Raw genomic sequence first — 22,663 nt, 5'->3', positions numbered from 1 at the left:
GCAGGCCGGCGGATCAACGCCCTGATGACGCCTCACACATCGGCCACCTGGCCACCCAGCCCATGTCTGGCGAACGAGCGATCATCGGAAGTGGCTCACCTTCAGGCGAAGATGGCGTTCACGGCCTTGCTCACCTCCGCGAGGGGGACCTTCTCACGTTCGCGTTCGAAGGCGATCCACTCCTTGCCCTCCGCGGCGACCCCTTCCAGCACGTGCAGGGCATTGCCGAGCCCCGCCGTGCCGAGGGTCACCTGTGAGGCGCCTTGCGGATCCTTGTCCTCGTTCTCGGTGACCTCTGTGGGCGGGTCGGTCACCTTGACCTTGATCGGATCGCCGTTGGTCAGCGTCAGCTCGAAGACGTTCTCTCCGTTGTCGGTCTCGGCCACCTGGACGAAGGTGAACGCGTCGTAGCGGTAGTTGGTGCGTGCCCGGCTGCGGAAGGTGGCCTTCTGGAAGTCGAGGTGCACGGTCAACTGCCGCACACCGTCCTTGGTGAGCAGGAAGAGCAGGATCTTGTATGTCGAATAGCGCCATGGCCCGTTCTCGATGCGTGCCCTGTCGTAGAAGGGTGTGGCGGGCGCCTCGATGAAGGCGTGGGCGAGGACGTCCTGCCGCTTCAACCTGTAGAGGCTCATCGCCTGCTCCATCAGCGCCTTGCGGTCGCACTCCAGCCAGCGGGCCATCTCGAGATCGTCCGGTCTGTCGGCGAGTTTGCGTTTCCACCGGTCGAAAGCCTCCTGGCGGCCGGCCAGCAGTCCCTCCTTTTCCGCCTTGTCGGCGAAGTGGCGCCTGTACTCCGCGGCGATGCGCAGCCATAGGCGAGCCGCGGACCAGACCGAGGCCAGGGCGGCGACCGCGGCCGGCGACACGAGCAACGGCCTGACGTGCGCGCCGCTCCAGACCAGGAAGGCGCCTGCCGCGGCCGTCGCGATCGCGGCGAGCACGCACATCGCTTTCACGAGCAAGGGGACGCGCAGCTCCTTGCGGTAGTCCCACAGCTTGCCCGCCTGCCAGCGCCGCGCGACGTCGGCGACCAGGTATCTGGTGAGCCAGGCGACTCGCTTGGCGTTGACCGTGCTCTCCCGGTAGATGGTGACGACCTCGTCACGCAGGGCCCGGCGGACGCCTGCCGTCTCCGAGAGCCAACGGGCGCTGTCCGCGTCGCGCGGGGTGTACAGCGCGAAATAGTGGTTGAACTGCTGGTCGATCTTGCTCGCGAAACCGTCGCCGCGCGTGGTCGCCGGCCGGCGCAGATCCTCGCGATCCTTCGCCTGGCGGCGCTCCTTTCTGCACCGCCACTCCACGCCGCTGCGCACGCTCGCGTAGCAGCCGGCCGCGAGAGCCAGCAGGGCGGACACCGCCGCAGGCCCGTTGTGCTGCCATGCCGTGGCGCCGATGAGGCCGACTGTCGCCAGGGCCAGCGCGGTGGTCGCCGTGGCTCTGGTCCAGGTGCCGACTCCGATGAGGACAGGATCCGCCGGCCGTACCCGTGCGCCGATGGGTTCCGGCTGGAAGAACTTCCAGGCCCGGCCCAGCCGGTCCTTCGCGCAGCGGTCGCTTCGGGCCGCGTCGAAGGCGCGCGCCCAGAGGGCGTCCTCGGCGGAGCTGTCCAGGAACATCTCCATGTGCTGGAGGACGTCGTTGCGTTGCTCGTCGGTCAGCTTCTGGAGCTCCTGCTCTATGTCGGCAGCCCCGCCATTCGCAGGACGGGACGTCAGGAGGTGGTCGACCAGCTTGATCGCGTCGGCCCATTCGTCGTCGTCGTTGACGGCGCCGCGCACGCAGCGCAGCATGGCGATCTCATTCGGCGGCACCTGCTGCAGGGTGCGTCCGCTGAGCAGAGCCAGCAGCAGGTAGAAGCAGGAGTGGCCGTTGACGTAGTTGCGCAGGACCACGGCGTCGCGGATGTGCTCGCGCGCCTCCGGAGCCATCCCGGCGCGCAGGGAATTGAGCCCCGCCTCGAAGGTCTTCTCGGGCGATGGGGCGGCCGCGACCTGGTAGACGTTGACGGGTCCGTGGATGGCCTCAGCCTGGACGGCGACGTTCGCCGAGTCCTGGGCGAGGTTGGTCGGGCCGGAGGGGGAATCGTTCACAGGATGCCCCGGATGGCCGCGATGACGGCCGACACGTGCGCCGCCAGCTCCGCCACGCCCGCCAGGAGCCCGAAGAGTTTCTTGAGCGCGATCACCGCCTTGCCCCTGCCCTCCTCGGTGCTCTCGGACAGCGACTCGGCGGCGACGGCGATCTCCTGCTCCGCTGCGGTGAACGTGTCCTCGTCCACCTCCTGGGCCTTGCGCGCCCTGGCGAGCCGGTCGCGCAGCTCGGCGAGCTGGGCGGCCGGGTCGGCTGCCGGGGTCTGAGGCGGGTGACCGATGGTGACGTTCCCGTGAATGTGCCCGGCCTGGACGCCCACCCGGGCGTTGTCGCGGGCGACGTTCTTCACGCTGTCGGACATGCTGTTCGCCTCTCTCGCCTGGCTCGCCGGATGGTTCTCGTGCTCCACGGCCAGTTCCTGAGCGAGAGCCACGGCGAAGGCGGCGGCGTTGGCCGCCGCCCTCGGCTGCCAGTTCAGGCCGTCGGTCGCGGTCTTGGTGCCGTCGGCGCGGTCGCTGATGCCGCGCACCACGGCCATGGGCAGCGACCGGTTGTGATGGGCGGCCTGCGCCACGCCGGCCGACTCCATCTCGATCGCGAGCGCGTCGTGGTAGGTCTGGCGCACCCACTGGGCGTGCGCGGAGATCGCGGAGTCCTGTACGACCTCGCCGGCCGCGATCGGGCCGAAGCGCACCGCGGGCACGGTCGCGCCCGCGGGCAGGCGGCGGGTCCAGGTCTCGGTGCGGTAGAGGTGGCGGGCGATCTGGTCGGTCTCGTGGTCGATCTCCCAGACGCGCGGGCGGGCTTTGAGGCCGTCGTCCTCGCTGGTGCCACCGTGGTAGGCGTACACGTGCGTGGCCACCACCACGTCCCCCAGGCCGATGCCGGGCCACAGGGCTCCGGCGACCCCCACGAACAGCAGCGCCGACGGCGAGAACGCGGCGATCGCCCGCTCGGTGATCACCGCCGCCGGATGGTTGCCCTTGCCGACCAGGCCCAGGGCCACCCGGCGTCCGTCGCCGGAGAGGCGGCCGAGCTCGAAGCGGGTGCCGGCGGTGTGGCGGTGCACGCGCGGGTCGGTCAGGTGTTCGCGGACGGCCTGATACTCCAGATCCAGCGCGGTGAGGATCACGATCATGACCATCGACCTCCTAAGGCCGAGTCATCGGGGGATTGAGGACGTGGGCCGGACCCGCTTTGAAGAGCCGGGCGGGCCGCCCGTTCGGGGTCTTGCGCATCGGGCCGTCGGCGATGATGAAGTCGCGGGCGCCCTGGACCTTGCGGTAGAAGTTGCGGGGATCGAGGCGGACGCCCCAGACCGCCTCGTACACCTGCTGGAGCTCCGAGATGGTGAAGGTCTCGGCGCAGAACGCGGTGGCCAGGGCGGTGTGCTCCAGCTTGGTACGCGCGCGCTCGACCCCGTCGATGACGATGCGGCGATGGTCGAACGCCAGCTTCGTGTCCGGGGCCAGGGCGTCGTCCACCGGGGTCCAGGAGGCGTCGGCGGCGTCGGTGCCGGCGATGGGCTCCGGCAGGCGGGGTGCGATGGCCAGGTAGGCGACGGACACGACGCGGCCGCGTGGGTCGCGGCCCGGCTCGCCGTACACGGCCAGGGGCTCCAGGTGCACGTCGGACAGGCCCGCCTCCTCCGACAGCTCGCGCCGCGCCGCCGCCTCGATGTCCTCGTGCTCGTCGCGCAGGAAGCCGCCCGGCAGGGCGCGTGCCCCGAGGAACGGGTCGATGCCACGTTCCACGAGCAGGACGTGCAGGCGCGCGTCGCGCAGGGTCAGGATCACCAGGTCGACCGCGAGCAGGATGCGCGGCGGCTGCCATGGGTCGTCGGGCATGACCACACCATAGCTTTTTGTCAGATCGACAGGAAGTCTCTTGTTGAGTACGGGTGTGGGGCTCGAATATTCGATCCATGCGCCGGCCTACAGCCCCTGAGCAGTTGTTCAAAGCCCGCTCAAACCACAGAGCTGGGGATCCGGTGTGTTCAGCGAACCCGCAGATCGGACGCAGTGGCCGAATATTCGAGCCCCACACCACCCAGGTGCTGCGCGCGCACCGGCAGCGGCAACTCCAGGAACGCCTGGCCATGGGCGAGGCGTGGACCGACAGCGGGTTCGTCCTCACCCGGCCCGACGGCAACCGCCTGCATCCCCAGCACGTCTCCGACCAATTCCTCTGGCCGGGCCTACCTGGCCGGGCTACCACCCGTCCGGCTGCATGACCTCCGCCATGGCGCGGCCTCGCTGCTGCCGGCGGCCGGGGTGGAGATGAAGGTGGTGCAGGAAACGCTGGGACATACCTATAGCGCCTTCACCGCCGACACCTACACCTCCGTCTACCCGCAGACGGCCACGGCCACGGCCGAGAAGACCGCCGCCCTGCTCTTCGGCGAGACCGCGCCCGGGGAACTCATCTCACTGAGGTTTTCTCAGCGGAGGCTGCGTGTGAGGCCTTTGACGATGCGGGGGTGCCCAAGCAGAGAATGGCGTCGTGACTGATCTCTACGCGGTAAGGGTGCTGGCCGTCGATCCAGCGCGCCGCCGCATACAACTGCGGGTAACCGCCTTCAACCCGGACGTCTGGCACTGGCCGCTACCCGACAAGAGCTTCTTCCTCCGTGATCTGGAAGAGGATGAGACCATACTGGACCTTCTTGTTGACGAGGACGACGGGATGGATCGCGACTTCGTCGAGAGTGTGGAGCGGACTGCGACGCGCAACTACCCCTTCACGGCGGCGGCCGAAGAACGGCTGTCCGAAAGTGGCAGAGGATTTCCCTGGGAGGATGAAGGGCCGTTCAACGAGATGTCCTCTGAATCCGCCGCGGCCTTCCTCCGATGCGAGGAGACACACGTAGGGGCCGATTACGACGTGGTGGTCACCGACTCACGGCTGATCGAGCATCTGAAAGCCGGCGACTGGTGGCGCACCACCGCTTACCCCGGTGCGAACTGACGCGGCGAAGCCGACGGACAGCACAGGAGTCAGGCAGTGACGTTTTCCCAGTGATGATCATTTCCAGATCGCGTTGAGGGCGAGGGTGGGCAGACCGTCGGCCGCCGCCTTGTAGAGGGTGGGGAATGCGTGCAGGCGGGCGGCGTGCCGTTGAGGATCACGTGGGTCATGCCCTCGCCTCGGCAGCGGCCGAGAACCTCGTGCAGGTCCGGCGCCTGGCTGGCGAGGACGTCGACGCCTTCGTGGAGGTAGCGGTAGCCGGTTGCCCGGGAAACGCCGGCGTGACGGGCGAGGCAGTGCACGCGGCCGCGTTCGCGGAACCAGCGTAGGACCAGCACTGCATGGCGGTACGGGCCCAGGACGCGTGAGTTCCTCGGAGTCCCGATCCGGCGGCGATGGGCGGGCGAGGTGCTCCACGACGCGGCGTGGGACGTCGAGCGTGGCGACATAGGTGATCAACGTGGGGTCTCTGGTTTTTCGCAGTGGACCGGCACGTGCTCCAACCCCGAGCTCGTCGGCGCGATCCGGAGGCCGCCGATACCGCCCTGCTCCCGCCCGGCGCCGTGCTTGACACCGGCCGCGGCTCGAACTACACCGACGACGAGTTCAGCCGCTCCTCACCGGCTGGCAGATCCGCCGCTCCGCATTCAGAACGGTGGCTGCACCGCTTTGTCTTCGCCACTCGATCCGAGACCGAACGGCAGATCATCGGCTACATCGAACGGTTCGACAACCTGCGGCCGCCTGGGCCGTGCCCACAGCTGCCCGAATCACCTTTGCCGATCGATGCCATATCGTTAGCGGTAATGCGTACGCGCATACTTATCTCGCACGCCTTGGCACTCATGGATGGGTGAACGCGTCCGGCAATCCTCGTAGGCAGCCGTGGCCGCTACACAGACGTCGCCACTCACCGTGACCCCCCAAGCGTGCCGGCACTTTCGGTATTCGATGTTGCCCTCCATGCAGAAACTACGTGCGATGTCAGTGTCACCACGAGTGCGACAGGCCTGATAGACAGGCTCGGAATCTCCGCAGATCGCTCCGCCGCCACGATAGACGCACGCCTCGTGAACGGCGACGTTCTCGCACTGCAGCAATGTCTTCCCCGCGGACCGGCAGGTCGAGAACGTCTCCGCCACCCGCTCCGCCGCCTCGGCGCACGTGTTCGGCCAGAGTCCGACGACATCGGCGGCCACGCAGTCCGCGATGAAGGCTTCGCGCTCGTGCCGCCGAGGCTTCGCATTTGCGCATACCTCATGCTCGTCCGCAGGGGCTTCACAGGGTTTTCTGGATGACTCGCCCGGCGAGGGGGTGGCGTCCTCATTCGTGCGGCCATCGTGCTCGGAACCGGCGGAGGCGACGGTGAGGGCCTCGTTCGACTGCGCCTGCACGGCGAACAGGGCCCCCGCGGCCAGCAGGACGACCGCCGCACCGGCGCGATAGAACATCCTCATCTTGGCTCACCGTTTCGAACGCCTGGAAGGATCAAGCGGGATTGTACGTCAAGGGACCACATCTCCAAGGCGCCTCCAGGCCGATCCCGTCGTCCTCCCTCATGCACTTCTCTCTGACATTTATCCCGCGGCCGGGATACTTGGTGCGGAACTCATCCCATTTCTTGTTCATCGCGTCCACGTCCGGGCCCAGGGAGTTGAGGATATCGATCCCGTCCTTGATTGCTCCGCAAACCGTATTTGCTGCACCTTCCGCAGTTTTGGCTGCCGGTATGTGGCCCAGGAACTTCGTGAGGTTACAGATGCCCGGAGCGGTGATGTCCTTGTCCTTCTTGTAGATGTTCGACATGAACCACGCCTGCACCGGAGAATAATATGTCGTACACGTTCTGTAGGTGTGACCGCCTTTTTCTGAGCGAACGCAGTGTTTTCCGGGCGTGGAATCGCAATAGGTGGATGTGGGATGGTCGATGCACCAACGGATGGCGTCCCCCAATTTTCCACATGCAGCCATCTTGTGTTTCTTGTCCATGCAGTCCAGCTCCACCACGGCGGCGGCAAAGCAGTCACCTAGGGATCCCTTTATCTTGGTCAGGCACTGAGTTGCGTCGGCTGCTATTCCTTGGCAGTATTTCGCGCTGTTTCCGTAGCCGTGCCGTCCGCCCAGCCCTTCAGGCAGGCCGCCCTTGTAGGCGCACACCGAGTATGCCTCGCTCACGACCTTGCATTGGTCGGTGTCGCCACCATGCTCTCTGTCGCCACGACACTTCGCATACTCAATGGCCGACCCCTTGCACATCTTGGTGGCGCTCGAGTAGCGATGCAAACACTCTCGGTACTCAGGACCCGCTTCGATACAGCCCGCCCGATCGGAGTTCTTCCCCGACATACACTGCGCGTACACCTGCTTCTGACCTGTGCAGGTGCCTCCGCCACCGCCAGTGACACACGCGGAGTACACCGCTTTCTCCTCGCATGTCTTCGCCTTGGTGCCGGCGAATCGGCAATCGTTATACTTCTCGTTCGCGGACTTGCATCCCTTGTCCTTCGTCAAGCCGGCCGTGCAGTCGTTGTAGAAGGACTCGTACGGATCACACTTCTTGCCCTTGAAGCCATTGTCGACGCACGTGTCGTATTGCTTCTCGCATTTCTTCTGGTACGGCTTCTTCGCACAGGAGGCGTGGCCGTCGGGATCGACGTTCGTGAGCGGGTTGTCGTTGGCGTAGGTGTAACGGTTGAGCTGGACAGAGGGGTCGGCACTTTGAGTGAGGGTGTCTCGGCTGATGAAGCTGCCGGTGGTGGGCTGGTACCAGCGGGCGGCCATGTTGACCTTGCCGGTGCTCGGGTCGGTGTAGGCGCCCTGATAGCCGAGGGTGTGGGCTGCTCCGGTGCGGGTGACGACCTCCCCGAAGGGGTTGTAGGCGACCGAGTCGATCAGTGAGGTGCCGGTGGCGGTGAAGGCTCCGATGAGATCGCCGCGCAGATCGCAGAACGCGAGCTGCGCGCCGGCGCCGTCCGACAGGCCCAGGGTGCGGCCGAGGGCGTCCCGGCCGAACATCGCGGTCTTGACGCCGGTGGCGGTGTCGGTGACGGCGACGAGGTTGTTGGTGGTGCCGTCGTAGGTCATGCGCTGGGTCTTGCCGCTCTGGGTGCGGGTCTCGACCCGGTCGAGGGCGTCGTAGTCGTACTGCACGCCGTCGTCGTTGACGAGGCGGTCGAAGGCGTCGGACTTGATGAGGCGGACCATGCCGTTGCCTTCTTCGGCGAGGGTTCCGCGAGCGGTGTAGGTGTACGTCTTGCCGTCGCCCGCGGTCAGCCTGTCGCGTTCGTCGTAAGTGTAGGTCTTGTCGCCTGCCTTGACGCGGTTGCCCGCGGCGTCCCAGCCGTAGTCGGTCTTGGCGCCGTCGGGCGCGGTCCAGGAGATGAGCCGGTTGGCCCAGTCGTAGGTGTAGGTGTTCTTCCCGGCGCCGGCGGTTCCGGTGGTGGTCTTGGACGTCATGTTGTCGTCCAGGTCGTAGCCGTACTCGATGGACGCGATCGGCCCCGCGGCCGAGGTGGTGAGCGTGTCCTTGGCGAGCCGGTTCAGGTCGTCGTAGCCGTAGGTGCGGCGGGCACCGCCCGCGCCGTAGGCCATGCCGGTAAGGCGGTTGGCCTTGTCGTAGGTGTAGTCGATCGTGGTGCCCGAGACCGGGTCCACCGACTGGCTGAGCCGGTCGGCGTCGTCCCAGGTGAAGGTGGAGGTGCCGGTGCCGTCGGTGCGCTGCACGACGCGGTTGTCGGCGTCGTAGGCATAGACGTTGAGGTCACCGGCGACGGCGCTGCTGGACTTGAGCAGCTGGCCGCGGTCGTTGAGGGTGAAGGTCAGATCGTTGGCGGTGATCATGCGGCCGACCGAGTCGTAGCCGAACGTCTTGGCCTCGGTGTCGGCCTCGGCGCCCGTACCGGTCTGCTTGACGAGCCGGTTGAGCTCGTCGAAGGTGCGCTCGACCCGTACCCCGCCGGGAGCCAGGTTGACGGCGGGGTTGCCGGCCGCGTCGTAGGCGACGGTCCAGGTGCGGTCCTTCAGGTCGGGGTGCTGCGCGGTGGCCGGCTCGATCACGGTCTCCACCAGGCCGAGGCTGTTGTAGGTGGTGTAGGTGGAGTTGCCGCGGCCGTTGGTGGTGCGGGTCTGGGCGCCGGCGGCGTCGTAGCCGAAGGTGCTGGTGATCTGCTCGGACGCGGAGACCGGCTCGACCAGCGAGGTCATCCGGTTGGCGGCGTCGTAGGCGCGGGTGACGGTGTGCCCCTCGCCCGACGTGCTGCTGATCGGGTTGCCGGCCAGGTCGTAGCCGGCCTTCACGGTGCGCAGCACCTTCCCCGTCGCGTCCTGCTCCTGGGTCTCGGTCTTGCGACCCGCCAGGTCGTAGAGGGCCGTCGAGGTGAGCCCGAGCGCGTTGGTGGTCGTGGTGGGCCGTCCGGCCAGGTCGTAGCCGAAGGTGGTGGCGTTGCCGAGCGCGTCGGTCTGCTTGGTCAACGCACCGGTCGCGTCGTAGGCGCGGGTGGAGGCGTCGCCGGTGGGACGAGTGGTCTTCACCACCCGTCCCGCGTCGTCGTAGTCCAGCTTGGTGACGTAGACGCCCGGCGTCGGCTTGCGCTCGATGGTCGAGAGCGTGATCTGCCGCCCGAGGTCGTCGTAGGTCGCCTCGGACCGTGCTCCGGTCGGATCCACGGTCCACGACGATTCGCCGAGCAGGTCGTAACCGAACGTCCACGTCCCGGCCGCCGCTCCGCCGGTGGGCGGGTCGGTGACCTTCACCTTGCGGCCCAGCACGTCGTAGACGGCGGTGGTGACCTGGCCGCGCACGCCGGTCGCCTTGACCACCTGACCGGCCGCGTCGTATTCCGCCGTCGTGGTCGGGGTGATCGGCTGTCCGCCGGGCGGGGTGTAGACCGGGAGGGTCTGCGTGGTGACGCGCCCGGCCCGGTCGTAGACCGCCGTGGTGGTGCGGCCTTCGGGGTCGACCTGGTGCGTACGCTCGCCGAAGGTGTTGTAGCCCAGCTTGGACGTGGGCCGCTCGGTGACGGCGGCGCCGCCGTTGCGTTCCACCTGGACGGCGGGCATTTGCAGGCGCACCGGCTGCCCGGCCGTGCTGTAGGTCACGCTGGTGGTGAAGTCGGCCGGGTCGGCCCCCGCGGCGTTGCCGCGCGGGTCGGTCATCGCCGTCACCAGACCGCGGTCGTCCACGGTCAGCGTGGTGACCAGGTCTGCGCCGTCATTGTGGATGGTCTGCCGGATCGGCTGGTCGAGCACGTCGTACTCGAACTCGGAGACCTCGCTCCGGCTGGTGCCCGCGGCGGCGCGCGTCACCTTGGTCACATTGTTGTTCGCGTCGTAGGTGAAGCTGGTCTTGCGCGCCAGCGTATCCGGGTCCACCACCTGCGAGCTGATCCGCCCGGCGGCGTCGTAGGCGGCGTCGACGCGCAGCGTGCCGCCCTGCGTCGTCTGCCGGACAAGTTGCGCGGCCGCGTCGTACACCCGCGAGTCCAGCACGACGTCGCGCCCGGTGGCGGAGCCGTTCAGCTTGGCTCCCTTGGCGGTCGCCTCGAACGGCAGGTTGTCGGCGTAGTAGGTGTAGGTGGTGGTGCGGCCCATCGCGTCGGTCTTGGACGCGATGCGGCCGGCGGGGTCGTAGGCGATGGACTCCATCACCACGTCGGTGGCCGGCTGCGGGTCGAGCGGGCTGCCCGTCCATCCCTTCAGCGCCGTGGTGGCCAGCTCTCCGCGCGGCGTGTAGATGTAGGCCAGCGTGGCGCCGCGCGGGTCGGTGGACGTGGTCTTCTGTCCCTTGGCGTCGTACCCGGACCGCGTGACCGCGCCTTCGGGATCGGTCACCGTCTCCTGCCGGCCGTGGGCGTCGTAGGTGTAGGTCGTGGTCCGCGCCGCGTCCCCGCCCGTCAGGTCCGCGGTGGTTTCGGTCAGCGGCAGCCCGTCGGCGTCGTAGGTGGCCGACCACTTCAGCGTGTGGGTCTTGCCGTCGACGTCGTTCTTGATCCCGGGCCCTGCCTTGGTCAGCGGCTTGCCCATGCCGTCGTAGCTGGTCGTGGTGGTCACGCCCTCGGGGTTCGCCTTGGAGATCTCGGTGGTCGAGATCACCCTGCCGAGCGCGTCATGGGTGTACTTCTTCACCAGCCCCGACGGCAGAGTCTCAGTGACGAGGTCACCGGCGGCGTTGTAGGCGTAGGTGGTCTCGTTGCCCTTGAAGTCCTTCTCCGTCTTCATCAGGCCCGCCGGCATGGTGCCGCCGCCGGCTGCGGGTTCGGTGCCGTCGGTGTAGGTGCTGCTCGTGCTGCGACCGGTCGGGAAATCTTCCGTGGGCGGAGTGGTGGTCTTGATCTCCTCACCTAAGGCGTTGTGCGCCCAGGAGGTCATGTAGGACTCATCGGTGGGCGAGGCCGATCGGCCGTCCCGCTGGGCGATCTTCACGTCGTTGCGCGGGTCGAACGGCTTCTCGGTGTCGACGAAGTAGTTGTAGTACTCCGTCGAGCAGTTCACACCCGCCGTCCGGCAGGTCTTCCTCGACAGCAGGTTCCCCCGGCCATTGAACGCCAGCTCGACCACGTTGCCGTTCGGATCGATCACCTTGGCCGGATATCCGCCCACGTCATAGGTGTACTTCGTGGTCGCGCCGACCTGGTCGGTCACCGCCACGTCCCGGTAGCCACGCTGCGCGTCGGAGACGTAGGTGATGACTCCGTTGTCCGGATCGGTCACTGTCACGGTGGCGAAGGTGGAGATGGTGGTCTGCTTGGCGTACACCGGATCCGACAGCTTCCACGTGCCGCCGTTGGCGTCGGTGTGCGTCACCAACCGCCCGCCGTCGGGGTTGTAGGCGTTGACCGCCCACACCCGGCCCGACGGCTGGGTCACCTTGGTCAGCTGTGGCTGCGCCTTCCCGGCTGCGAAGTGCCGCTGTACCGCCGCCTGACCCATCGGCTTGCCGTAGATCGCGACCTCATCGATGTCGCCGTTGAACGGGAACAGCGCGGTGCTGGTCGTGCTGGACGGCCAGGCCGTGGAGCCGTATCCGGAGCCGATCCGGGTCTCCGCCATGTCACCGTGCTGGATCTCCCCGGCCAGCGTGCCCACCGCGGCTCCGTCCAGGTACAGCGTCTGCGTGTGCTCGGCGGGCGCCGAGCTTGAGGCGGGCTTGGTCTCCACCGACGACAGCACCGCATGGTGCCAGGTGCCGTCGTTGACGGCGCCGGTGGAGGTGATCGGCGTCTGCGCGACGGTGGAGGAGCCGGTGAAGAACTGGCCGCGCAGCTTTCCGTCGGTGCCTACGTACACCACCGGCGTGAACGCCGACGGCCCGTTGGTCCCCGAGTTCTGCATTCCGATGACCGTTCCGGACGCGGTGGTCTTGAACCACGCCTCCACGGCCAGATCGCCGCCCTGGCCGCTGATCGCGTTGCGCGGCAGTTGCACGTGGGTGGAGGTCGCCGCTCCCTTGAAGCGCATCGCGGTGTCCGGCGACCCGGCCAGCGCACCCGGCACCTGGGCGCCGAGGTCGGCCGGGGTGGTCCCGTTCAGCTTGGCCTGCTCCTCGGTGATGTTCCAGCCCGCCGCGCTCGCGACGGTGGTGCCGGTACGGGTCTCGGCCTCGTTCAGCCGGTAGTAGTACTCCGGCCCGGAATCGGTGATCAGGCTCTTGTACCGCGAGGCCGTGCCGTACTCGTACGTCGTGCAGGCCGTCGCCGAGGTCGGCGGGCACACCTTGACCAGTTGATCAGCTGTGTAGGTGTAGGTCCAGGTCAGCGGGTTGCCGTCTGCAGGGTCGGTGGACACGCTCGCCACGTGGTTCCCCGCCCAGGTGAACGTCAGCGACCTGCCACCCGTCGCGGTCACCTTGGTCAGCTTGCCGTCGGTGCCGCGGGTCAGTTCCTGCGCCCGCCCCCGATGATCGGTGATCTTGGTGAGGCTGCCGGACGTGTCGAACCAGTAGGACGTGGCCGACTTGTCCATCAACCGCCAGCCACCCGCCTGCTCGGCGGCCATCGTCGCGAACGTCCCCGACGGGGGCGCGTACATACCGTTGCCCGTCGGAGCGAACCGCAGCTGTTCCCCGCTGGGATAGGTCACCAGCAGGCTCCCGGTCGGCTCCTCCTCGATCCGCATGTCCCATCGGGTGGTCCACCCGGCACCGAAGATCCCGTCGGTGCGCGGGTCCAGGCTGTTGTAGGTGCGGCTCACCGACAAGGGCGGGCCGAGCACCGCCACCGAGGCGTCCGTCGTCGTGGGCGCGTAGTTGCCCGACATATGGTTGAACTCCCGGTCCTGCGTGCCGCCTGCCAGCAGGCCGTTGATGTTCGCCTGCTCCGGCACCAGCGTGAAGGTCCGCCACGAGGAGGTCACCGTGGTGTAGGTGGTGGCGGCCTTCGCCATCCACGAGTACGTCTCGCCCCACTTCAGCCGCTCGTCGACAACCTGCCACACACCTTCCTTGGTCCAGTCCTCGGTCTTCTCCGCCGAGTCCTTGCACCAGCGCCAGTTCGGCGCGCTGCCTGCGCAGATCTGGAACCAGTACTTGACCTCGCCCTTGTTGAAGGGTCGCGCGTTCGCCGACAGCACCGGCGTCAACGAGCCCACCTGGCTGTTGTTGGCCGGGGAGAACGACTCGAACGGCAGCGCCGCCACGTTCGCGTACACCCAGTCAGACCACGGCCCCGACACACCGGAGGTGGTGGTGGCCCGTGCCCGCCAGCGGATGTGCCAGCCGTCGGTCAGCTTGTCGGCCGGTACGGCGGTCCAGGCGTTGGTGCCGGAGGCGTACTCCTTGTCCGAGGAGCCCGACCAGATCAGGCCCGTGCCCTCGTCACCGGTGGCCGGGTCGTGCTCCACCTCGACATCGAGCTTGCTGGGCCGGTTCTCCGGATCGGTCACCTTGGCGTACATCCACGGCGTCAGCGACTCCGCGGTCCACGACGTCGTGCCGCGGATCGCCGGGTTCATCCCCAGGCCGTCGATGCTGGGCTTGCGGAGGTCCACGGTGCCGTTCTGCCAGGGGGACCATTCGCCTTCGGCGCCGGCGGTGGTGATGCCGCGTACCCGCCAGCGGACCTTCATGCCGTCCGTCAGTTGCCCGGCCGGGACCTGCACCCAGGCATTGCCGCCCGAAGCGTAGGAGGTGGTGCCCTTGCCGGACCAGATCAGGCCCGTGCCCTGGCTGGGAGCGGCCGGGTCGTGCTCGATCTCGGCGCCCAGCACCAGCTTCGATCCGCCGGCGTCGGTCACCTTCGCGTACAACCACGGTGTGGCCGAGGCGACCGTCCACGAGTCGGTGCCGCGGGTGGCGGGCACCGCGCCCAGGCCGTCACCCGCCGTTCCGCTCACCGCGACGGTGGACGCCTGCCACTCCGTCCACGGGCCCACCACCCCATCAGAGGCCGACACCCGTACGCGCCAGCGGACCAGCCAGCCGTCCTTCAGCTTGCCCGACGTCACCGTGGGTGTCTGCAACCAGCACCTACTGGTGGTGTAACAGCCGCTGGACGACAAAGAACCTGAGCCCGACCAGATCAGGCCCGTACCCTGCGTGGTGACCGACGGGTCGTGTTCGACCTGCGCCTCCAGGCGCAAGGTTCGCGAATCGGGGTCGCCGCCGTAGGCGTAGAAGGTGGGCTGCGTCGAGGTCAGCGTCCACAGCCCTGACGTCTGCTGTCCTGGGGAGGCCGTGGCCTCCGAGACCACGGGCTTGGAGGCGTCCACCCGCGTGGCCTGCCACTCCGACCACTGACTGGCCACTCCGTCGGCGGTGGAGACCCGTACGCGCCAGCGGACCTGCCAGCCGTCCTTCAGCTTGCCCGACGTCACCGTGGGTGTCTGCAACCAGCACCTACTGGTCGTGTAACAACCACTGCTCGACACCGTGCCGGTACCGGACCAGATCAAACCTGAGCCCTGGCCGGTGGCTGACGGGTTGTGCTCGATCTGGGCCTCCAGGCGCAACGGCCTGGAGTCGGGGTCGCCGCCGTACGCGTAGAAGCTCGGCTGCGTGGACGGCAACGTCCACAAGCCCGCCACCTGCTGGCCCGGAGAGGCCAGCAGGTCCGACACCACCGGCTTGGAGGTGTCCACCCGCGCGGCCTGCCACTCCGACCACTGACTGGCGACCGCGGCTGCCGTGGACACGCGCACGCGCCAGCGGACCTGCCAGCCGTCCTTCAGCTTGCCCGCCGTCACCACGGGGGTCTGCAACCAGCACTTGCTGGTCGTGTAACAACCACTGCTCGACACCGTGCCGGTACCGGACCAGATCAAACCTGAGCCCTGGCCGGCGGCTGACGGGTCGTGCTCGACCTGGGCCTCCAGACGCAGCGCGCGTGAATCGGGGTCGCCGCCGTAGGCGTAGAAGGTGGGTTGCGTGGACGGCAACGTCCACGAACCGGCCGCCTCCTGTCCCGGAGAGGCCAGCAGGTCCGACACCACCGGCTTGGAGGTGTCCACCCGCGCGGCCTGCCACTCCGACCACTGACTGGCGACCGCGGCTGCCGTGGACACGCGCACGCGCCAGCGGATCAGCCAGCCGTCCTTCAGCTTTCCCGACGCCACCGTGGGGGTCTGCAACCAGCACCTGCTGGTCGTGTAACAACCACTGCTCGACACCGTGCCGGTACCGGACCAGATCAACCCTGTGCCCTGGGTGGTGGCCGTCGGGTCGTGCTCGACCTGGGCCTCCAGGCGCAACGCCCGGGCGTCGGGGTCGCCGCCGTACGCGTAGAAGCTCGGCTGCGTGGACGGCAACGTCCACAGCCCCGCCACCTGCTGGCCCGGCGAGGCCAGCAGCTCCGACACCACCGGCTTGGACGTGTCCACCCGCGCGAACTGCCACTCCGACCACGGGCCCGACACCAGCGCGCCCGGAGCGGCGGTGGACTGCACCACCGCGCGGACCCTCCACCGGATCTGCCAGCCGTTCTGCAACCCCGTCACCGCGGGCGACTCGTGCGAGGCCGAGCACGTCTGGTTCGTGAAACAGGTGTCACCGAACGTCGTGCCCTGCCCGGTCCAGATCAGCCCCGTACCCTGGCCGGTCGCCGCCGGGTCGTGCTCGACCTCCGCCTGCAGCACACCGGGCCGCCGGTCGGCGTCGGAGATGGCGGCGGTGAAGGACGGGCTGGTGCTCGGCAGTATCCACTTGCCGGACACCAACTGGCCGACAGGCGCGGACACCGTGCTCACGGCAGGGCCGGGCGGGATCGTCTTGGAGATCGTCGTGTCCACGCGCGCCGACACCCACGCGGACCACGGCCCCGACGCCCCGGACGTGGTGGTGGCGCGGGCGCGCCAGCGGATCTGCCACCCGTCGGTCAGCTTTCCTGCCGGTACGGCCGCCCAGGCGATCGTGCCCGTCGCGTAATTCTCGTCCGAGGAGCCCGACCAGATCAGCCCGGTCCCCTGCCCGGCGGCGGCCGGGTCGTGCTCGACCTCCACGTTGAGCTTGCTGGACCGGTTGTCCGGATCGGTCACCTTCGCGAACAGCCACGGCGTCAACGTCCCCGCCGTCCACGACGCGCTGCCCGGCAGCGCCGGGTCCATGCCCAGCGACTCGACCGACGGCTTGTTGAGGTCGATGCGCGCCTGGGTCCAGTCCGACCACGGGCTGATGGCGCCGGTGGTGGTCTCGGCACGAGCCCGCCAGCGGATCCTCATCCCATCGGACAACTTCCCGCCCGGCACCTGCACCAGCGCGTTGTCACCGGAGTGGTACGGCTGAGCGCTCTTCCCCGTCCAGATCAGGCCGCTGCCTTGGCCGGTCGCGGCCGGGTCGTGCTCGATCTCCACGGCGAGCAGGGAATCCCTGGTCTCCGGGTCGGTCACCTTCGCGTAGAGCCATGGCGAGGTCGCCGCCGCCGTCCAGCTTCCGGCGTCCCAGGTCGCCGGAGTCATCGACAAGCCCGACACCGACGGTTTGCGCAGGTCGATGCTGGTGGAGGTCCAGTCGGTCCATGGGCCGAGGGCGCCGGTGGCGGTCTCACCGCGTACGCGCCAGCGGACCTTCATCCCGTCCGTCAGTTGCCCGGCCGGGACCTGCAGCCAGGCATTGCCGCCCGAAGCGTACGCGGTGGTGCCCTTGCCCTCCCAGATCAGGCCCGTACCCTGCCCGGTCGCGGTCGGGTCGTGCTCGACCTGCGCCCACAGTTTCGAAGCACGCGAATCAGGGTCGCTGACCTTGGCGTACACCCACGGCGTCACCGACGACGCCGTCCACGACGTCGCACCCTTGGTCGCCGGGGTCAAACCGGCGTCGGAGGCGGCGGGCTTCGTCACGTCGACGGTGGCGCTCTGCCAGGGTGACCATGTGCCCTCCACGCCGGCGGTGGTGACGCCGCGTACCCTCCAGCGGACCTTCATCCCGTCCGTCAGTTGCCCGGCCGGGACCTGCAGCCAGGCATTGCCGCCCGAGGCGTAGGAGGTGGTGGCCTTGCCGGACCAGATCAGTCCCGTGCCCTGCGCCGGTACGGCCGGATCGTGCTCGACCTCCGCGGCCAGCACCAGTTTCGATCCGCCGGCGTCGGTCACCTTCGCGTACAACCACGGTGTGACGGACGCCAGCGTCCACGAGTCCGTTCCACGCGTGGCGGGCACCGCACCCAGGCCGTTACCCGCCGTGCCGCTCACCGCGACCGTCGACTCCTGCCACTCCGACCACGGGCCGGCCACCCCGTCGGAGGCCGACACCCGCACCCGCCAGCGAACCAGCCAACCATCCTTCAACTTGCCCGCCGTCACCGCAGGCGTCTGCAGATAACACCTACTGGTCGTGTAACAACCACTGGACGACAACGAACCAGAACCCGACCAGATCAACCCCGTACCCTGCGCCGCGACCGACGGATCGTGCTCAACCTGCGCCTCCAGACGCAACGGCCGCGAATCCGGGTCACCGCCATAGGCGTAGAAGCTCGGCTGCGCGGACGACAACGTCCACAACCCCGCCACCTGCTGACCCGGGGAGGCCGTCATCTCCGACACCACCGGCTTGGAGGTGTCCACCCGTCCGCCCTGCCATTCCGACCACTGACTGGCCACCCCGTCGGCGGTGGACACGCGGACCCGCCAGCGAACCAGCCAACCATCCTTCAACTTGCCCGACGTCACAGCGGGAGACTGCAACCAGCATCTGCTGGTCGTGTAACAACCGCCGCTCGACACCGCGCCGGTACCGGACCAGATCAACCCCGTACCCTGCGCGGCGACCGCGGGATCGTGCTCGACCTGCGCCTCCAGGCGCAACGGCCGCGAGTCGGGGTCGCCGCCGTACGCGTAGAAGGTCGGCTGCGTGGACGGCAACGTCCACAACCCCGACACCTGCTGGGCCGGGGAGGCCTGCATCTCCGACACCACCGGTTTGGAGGCGTCCACTCGCGCGGACTGCCACTCCGACCACGGGCCCGCCTCCCCTTCAGCGGTGGACGCCCGAACCCGCCAGCGGATCAGCCAGCCGTCCTTGAGTTCGCCCGACGCCACGGTGGGGGTCTGCAACCAGCATCTGCTGGTCGTGTAACAACCGCCGCTCGACACCGCGCCGGCGGCCGCCCAGATCAGGCCCGAGCCCTGGCCCGCCGCCGACGGGTCGTGCTCGATCTCCGCCTCCAGGCGCAACCGCCGCGAATCCGGGTCGCCGCCGTACGCGTAGAAGGTCGGCTGCGTGGACGGCAACCTCCACAGTCCTGACGCCTGCTGTCCCGGGGAGGCCAGCATCTCCGACACCACCGGCTTGGAGGTGTCCACCCGTCCGGCCTGCCACTCCGACCACGGGCCGGCCACCTGGTCGCCGGTGGACACGCGCACGCGCCAGCGGACCAGCCAGCCGTCCTTCAGCTTGCCCGCCGTCACCGCGGGAGACTGCAGCCAACATCTGCTCGACGTGTAACAACCGCTGCTCGACAGCGTGCCGGTATCGGACCAGATAAGCCCGGAGCCCTGGCCGGCGGCCGACGGGTCGTGCTCGATCTGCGCCTCAAGGCGCAACTTGCGTGAATCGGGATCGCCGCCGTAGGCGTAGAAGGTCGGCTGCGTGGACGGCAACGTCCACAAGCCCGCTACCTGCTGTCCCGGGGAGGCCAGCATTTCTGACACCACCGGCTTGGAGGTGTCCACGCGCGCGTACTGCCACTCCGACCACGAGCCGGACACCAGCGCGCCTGCGGTGGCGGTGGACTGCACCACCGCGCGCACCCGCCACCGGACGTGCCAGCCGTTCTGCAACCCCGTCACCGCGGGCGACTGGTGCGAAGCCCAGCACGTCTCCCCCGTGAAACATGTTTCATCGAACGTCGTGCTCTGCCCGGACCAGATCAGACCCGTACCTTGGCCGGTCGCCGCCGGGTCGTGCTCGACCTCCGCCTCCAGCACGCCAGGCCGGCGGTCCACGTCCGAGATCGCGGCGGTGAAGGACGGGCTGGTGGTCGGCAGTATCCACTTGCCCGTCACCAACTGGCCGACAGGCGCCGACACCATGCTCACTGCGGGCCCGGGCGGGATCGTCTTGAACACCGTCGTGTCCACGCGCGCCGACACCCACTCCGACCACGGACCCGACACGCCGGACGTGGTGGTGGCTCGGGCCCGCCAGCGGATCTGCCAGCCGTCGGTCAGCTTCCCTGACGGCACGACCGCCCAGGCATTGGTGCCTGACACGTACGCCTTGTCCGAGGACCCCGACCAGATCAGCCCCACCCCCTGAGCGGGAACGGCCGGGTCGTGCTCGACCTCCACGTTGAGCTTGCTCGACCGGTTCTCCGGATCGGTCACCTTCGCGAACAGCCACGGCGTCAACGTCCCCGCCGTCCACGACGCGGAACCAGGAAGCGCGGGATCCATCCCCAGCGACTCGACCGACGGCTTGTTGAGGTCGATGCCGGCAGCGGACCAGTCGGTCCATGGGCCGAGGGTCCCGGTGGTGGTTTCACCGCGTACCCGCCAGCGGACCTTCATCCCGTCCGTCAGCTTCCCTGCCGGGACCTGCACCCACGCGTTGCCCCCCGAGGCGTACGCGGTGGTGCCCTTGCCCTCCCAGATCAGCCCCGTACCCTGCGCGGGAACGGCCGGGTCGTGCTCGACTTGTGCCCACAGTTTCGAAGCGCGCGAATCAGGGTCGCCGACCTTGGCGTACACCCACGGCGTCACCGACGACGCCGTCCACGACATCGCACCCTTGGTCGCCGGGGTCAGCCCCACATCGGACGCCGCCGGCTTCGTCACATCCACCACGGCGCTCTGCCAGGGCGACCACTCGCCCTCCACGCCCGCCGTGGTCACACCACGCACCCGCCAGCGAACCTTCATGCCGTCCGTCAGCTTCGCGGCCGGGACCTGCAACCAGGCGTTGCCGCCGGAGGCGTAGGAGGTCGTGGCCTTGCCGGACCAGATCAGGCCCGTACCCTGCGCCGGCACGGCCGGATCGTGCTCGACCTCGGCGCCCAGGACCAGCTTCGAACCACCGGCGTCGGTCACCTTCGCATACAGCCACGGTGTGGCCGAGGCCAGCGTCCACGAGTCGGTGCCGCGGGTGGCGGGCACCGCGCCCAAGCCGTTACCCGCCGTGCCGCTGACCGCGACGGTGGACTCCTGCCACTCCGACCACGGGCCGACCACCCCGTCGGAGGCGGATACTCGTACGCGCCAGCGGACCAGCCAGCCGTCCTTCAGCTTGCCCGACGTCACCGCAGGAGACTGCAGCCAACATTTGCTCGACGTGTAACAACCGCTGCTCGACAGGTCACCTGAGCCCGACCAGATCAGGCCCGTGCCCTGTGTGGTGACCGAAGGGTCGTGTTCGACCTGTGCCTCCAGGCGCAACGTCCGTGAATCGGGGTCGCCGCCGTAGGCGTAGAAGGTCGGCTGCGCGGACGACAACGTCCACAACCCCGCCACCTGCTGACCCGGGGAGGCCGTCATCTCCGACACCACCGGCTTGGAGGTGTCCACCCGTCCGCCCTGCCACTCCGACCACGGGCCGGCCACCCCGTCGGCGGTGGACACCCGCACCCGCCAGCGAACCAGCCAACCATCCTTCAACTTGCCCGCCGTCACAGCGGGAGACTGCAACCAGCATCTGCTGGTCGTGTAACAACCGCCGCTCGACACCGCGCCGGTACCGGACCAGATCAACCCCGTACCCTGCGCCGCGACCGACGGATCGTGCTCAACCTGCGCCTCCAAGCGCAACGTCCGCGAATCCGGGTCGCCGCCATAGGCGTAGAAGCTCGGCTGCGTGGACGGCAGGCTCCAGATCCCGGACGTCAACTGTCCGGGGGAGGCTATCGCCTCCGAAACCACCGGCTTGGAGGTATCCACCCGCCCGGCCTGCCACGCCGACCAGGCACTCACCACGCCGCCGGACGTGGACACCCGCACCCGCCAGCGAACCAGCCAGCCGTCCTTCAACTTGCCCGCCGTCACCGCCGGCGTCTGCAACCAGCACTTACTCGTCGTGTAACACCCGCTGGACGAAAGGTCGCCGCTAGCGGACCAGATCAGCCCCGTACCCTGGGCGGCGACCGAAGGGTCGTGCTCGACCTGTGCCTCCAGGCGCAACGGCCGCGAATCCGCGTCCCCGCCGTACGCGTAGAAGCTCGGCTGCGTGGACGGCAACGTCCACAACCCCGACACCTGCTGGGCCGGAGAGGCTGACATTTCCGACACCGCCGGAAGCGCGGCGGCCGCGACAGCCTGCGTCCGGGTTGCCTTCGCCTCGTCCTGCGCCGCGCTCCCCAAGGACACCCTGTGCATGGCTGCGCTCTCGGCGTGAACACGGGTCTGTCGTCTGTCGTTCGTCGTTGGTGCAGATGCGGCGGGATCGGAGGACGAGTCCCAGGTCAGCGGCGGCGGGCTGTTCAGCCCGTCCGTGGCCGGCTCGTCGAGCACCTCGTGCGCCTTCTCCAGCGGGAGGGAGCCCTTGGGCCGCTTCTCGCCGGCGCCCTTCGTCTTGTCCTCGGTCCTCGGCTTCGGCTGCGTGGCGGCCGGGTCGACGAGGTGCGGCAGGTTCGCCGCGGTTCCGGACTGCTGGACGGGGACCGCTCGGGCGGAGCCTGAAGCTGGGGAGCCGGGGATCGCCAGCCGGTTCGGCGCCGGGTCCACGACGACCGCCTGCGCCTGCAGCGCGAGAATCCCCGGCATGAGGATCATGGTCACGACCACGACGAGGCGGCTCAGCCACCGCGACGGTCCATTTCGTCCGATGCCGAACCGAGTCCGGCCCAACACACCCGCACCTGTCCGAGCACGCCGCATGGCCACGCCCACGCTCCCCGCAGACCAGGCGCATCCCCGTAAGCGCCGCATAAAGAACGCCACAGATATACACAGACAAGTCGAACCAGGAATAGGCCTTGACAAGGTGATCACTGTTGGTGCAGCGGGCCGGAAATAGTCCCGGCGAAGGGGATTCGGCCAGCTCATGCACAGGAGGCCCAAAACAGCTGTGTGACATAGATCACACAGGAAGTCTTGATTTCCTAAAAGGGGGTAGGCGAATTCTGTAGCGTCCCCGTCACCATGCGTCTCACATGGCCGGCACTCGCGCCTGCGCGAGGGACTCCGGGGCAGGCGACCAGGCAAGAAAGCGCGGGGCGCCATTCTGGCGGGAAGCGGCTGAGGCGTT

8 protein-coding genes and 1 pseudogene are annotated in these 22,663 nt (G+C 68.5%); 3 read left to right on the top strand and 6 right to left on the bottom strand.

Annotation, left to right across the window (positions count from 1 at the left end):
• Positions 1-101 precede the first annotated feature (101 nt).
• Genes AB0L65_RS56210 through AB0L65_RS56200 form a run of 3 tightly spaced genes read right to left on the bottom strand, consistent with a single transcriptional unit; the run spans position 102 to position 3,941 of the window.
• Positions 102-2,093 (bottom strand): hypothetical protein, encoded by a 1,992-nt coding sequence (locus tag AB0L65_RS56210; protein ID WP_364264773.1) that lies wholly within the window; start codon positions 2,091-2,093, stop codon positions 102-104.
• Positions 2,090-3,232 (bottom strand): 5'-methylthioadenosine/S-adenosylhomocysteine nucleosidase, encoded by a 1,143-nt coding sequence (locus AB0L65_RS56205; RefSeq protein ID WP_364264771.1) that lies wholly within the window; start codon positions 3,230-3,232, stop codon positions 2,090-2,092. Before AB0L65_RS56205 ends, AB0L65_RS56210 begins: the two co-directional genes overlap by 4 nt.
• 13 nt (positions 3,233-3,245) lie before the next feature.
• Positions 3,246-3,941: an NUDIX hydrolase gene (locus AB0L65_RS56200; RefSeq protein ID WP_364264769.1), complete on the bottom strand. Its 696-nt coding sequence runs from the start codon at positions 3,939-3,941 to the stop codon at positions 3,246-3,248.
• A 206-nt stretch (positions 3,942-4,147) separates the two neighbouring features.
• Between AB0L65_RS56200 and AB0L65_RS56195 the strand changes: the two genes are divergently transcribed.
• From AB0L65_RS56195 to AB0L65_RS56185, 3 genes are read left to right on the top strand one after another with little or no spacing between them, the layout of a single operon-like run.
• Positions 4,148-4,327, top strand: a complete 180-nt coding sequence (locus tag AB0L65_RS56195) for a hypothetical protein (protein WP_364264804.1) — start codon at positions 4,148-4,150, stop codon at positions 4,325-4,327.
• The gene (locus tag AB0L65_RS56190) at positions 4,254-4,604 is read left to right on the top strand and encodes a tyrosine-type recombinase/integrase (RefSeq protein WP_364264798.1); all 351 of its coding nucleotides are present in this window, start codon (positions 4,254-4,256) and stop codon (positions 4,602-4,604) included. The genes AB0L65_RS56195 and AB0L65_RS56190 overlap by 74 nt, the downstream gene beginning before the upstream one ends.
• Positions 4,597-5,061 (top strand): hypothetical protein, encoded by a 465-nt coding sequence (locus tag AB0L65_RS56185; RefSeq protein WP_364264767.1) that lies wholly within the window; start codon positions 4,597-4,599, stop codon positions 5,059-5,061. Before AB0L65_RS56190 ends, AB0L65_RS56185 begins: the two co-directional genes overlap by 8 nt.
• Before the next feature lie 143 nt (positions 5,062-5,204).
• Here the strand turns inward: AB0L65_RS56185 and AB0L65_RS56180 are convergent.
• The 3 genes and pseudogenes from AB0L65_RS56180 to AB0L65_RS56170 all read right to left on the bottom strand — a co-directional run.
• A pseudogene (locus AB0L65_RS56180) lies at positions 5,205-5,402 on the bottom strand (IS5/IS1182 family transposase); the annotation flags it as partial.
• Between the two features lie 456 nt (positions 5,403-5,858).
• Complete coding sequence (locus tag AB0L65_RS56175) at positions 5,859-6,518, bottom strand: hypothetical protein (protein ID WP_364264766.1); 660 nt, start codon at positions 6,516-6,518, stop codon at positions 5,859-5,861.
• Positions 6,519-6,549: 31 nt separating this feature from the next.
• Positions 6,550-22,179, bottom strand: coding sequence for an RHS repeat-associated core domain-containing protein (locus tag AB0L65_RS56170; RefSeq protein ID WP_364264764.1), 15,630 nt, complete (start codon positions 22,177-22,179; stop codon positions 6,550-6,552).
• Between the last annotated feature and the right edge of the window lie 484 nt (positions 22,180-22,663).

This window comes from Nonomuraea sp. NPDC052116 (genome assembly GCF_040680035.1).
GTDB classification, from domain to species: Bacteria; Actinomycetota; Actinomycetes; order Streptosporangiales; family Streptosporangiaceae; genus Nonomuraea; species Nonomuraea angiospora_A.
Note: the sequence above shows the minus strand (reverse complement) of the source record. Positions and strands in the feature narration are given on the sequence as shown.

What these genes read in the sequence shown, in the direction of transcription:
- AB0L65_RS56205 (WP_364264771.1), bottom strand. Translation starts at nt 3,232, where the DNA reads ATGATCGTGATCCTCACCGCGCTGGATCTGGAGTATCAGGCCGTCCGC.
- AB0L65_RS56200 (WP_364264769.1), bottom strand. Translation starts at nt 3,941, where the DNA reads ATGCCCGACGACCCATGGCAGCCGCCGCGCATCCTGCTCGCGGTCGAC.
- AB0L65_RS56175 (WP_364264766.1), bottom strand. Translation starts at nt 6,518, where the DNA reads ATGAGGATGTTCTATCGCGCCGGTGCGGCGGTCGTCCTGCTGGCCGCG.
- AB0L65_RS56170 (WP_364264764.1), bottom strand. Translation starts at nt 22,179, where the DNA reads ATGCCGGGGATTCTCGCGCTGCAGGCGCAGGCGGTCGTCGTGGACCCG.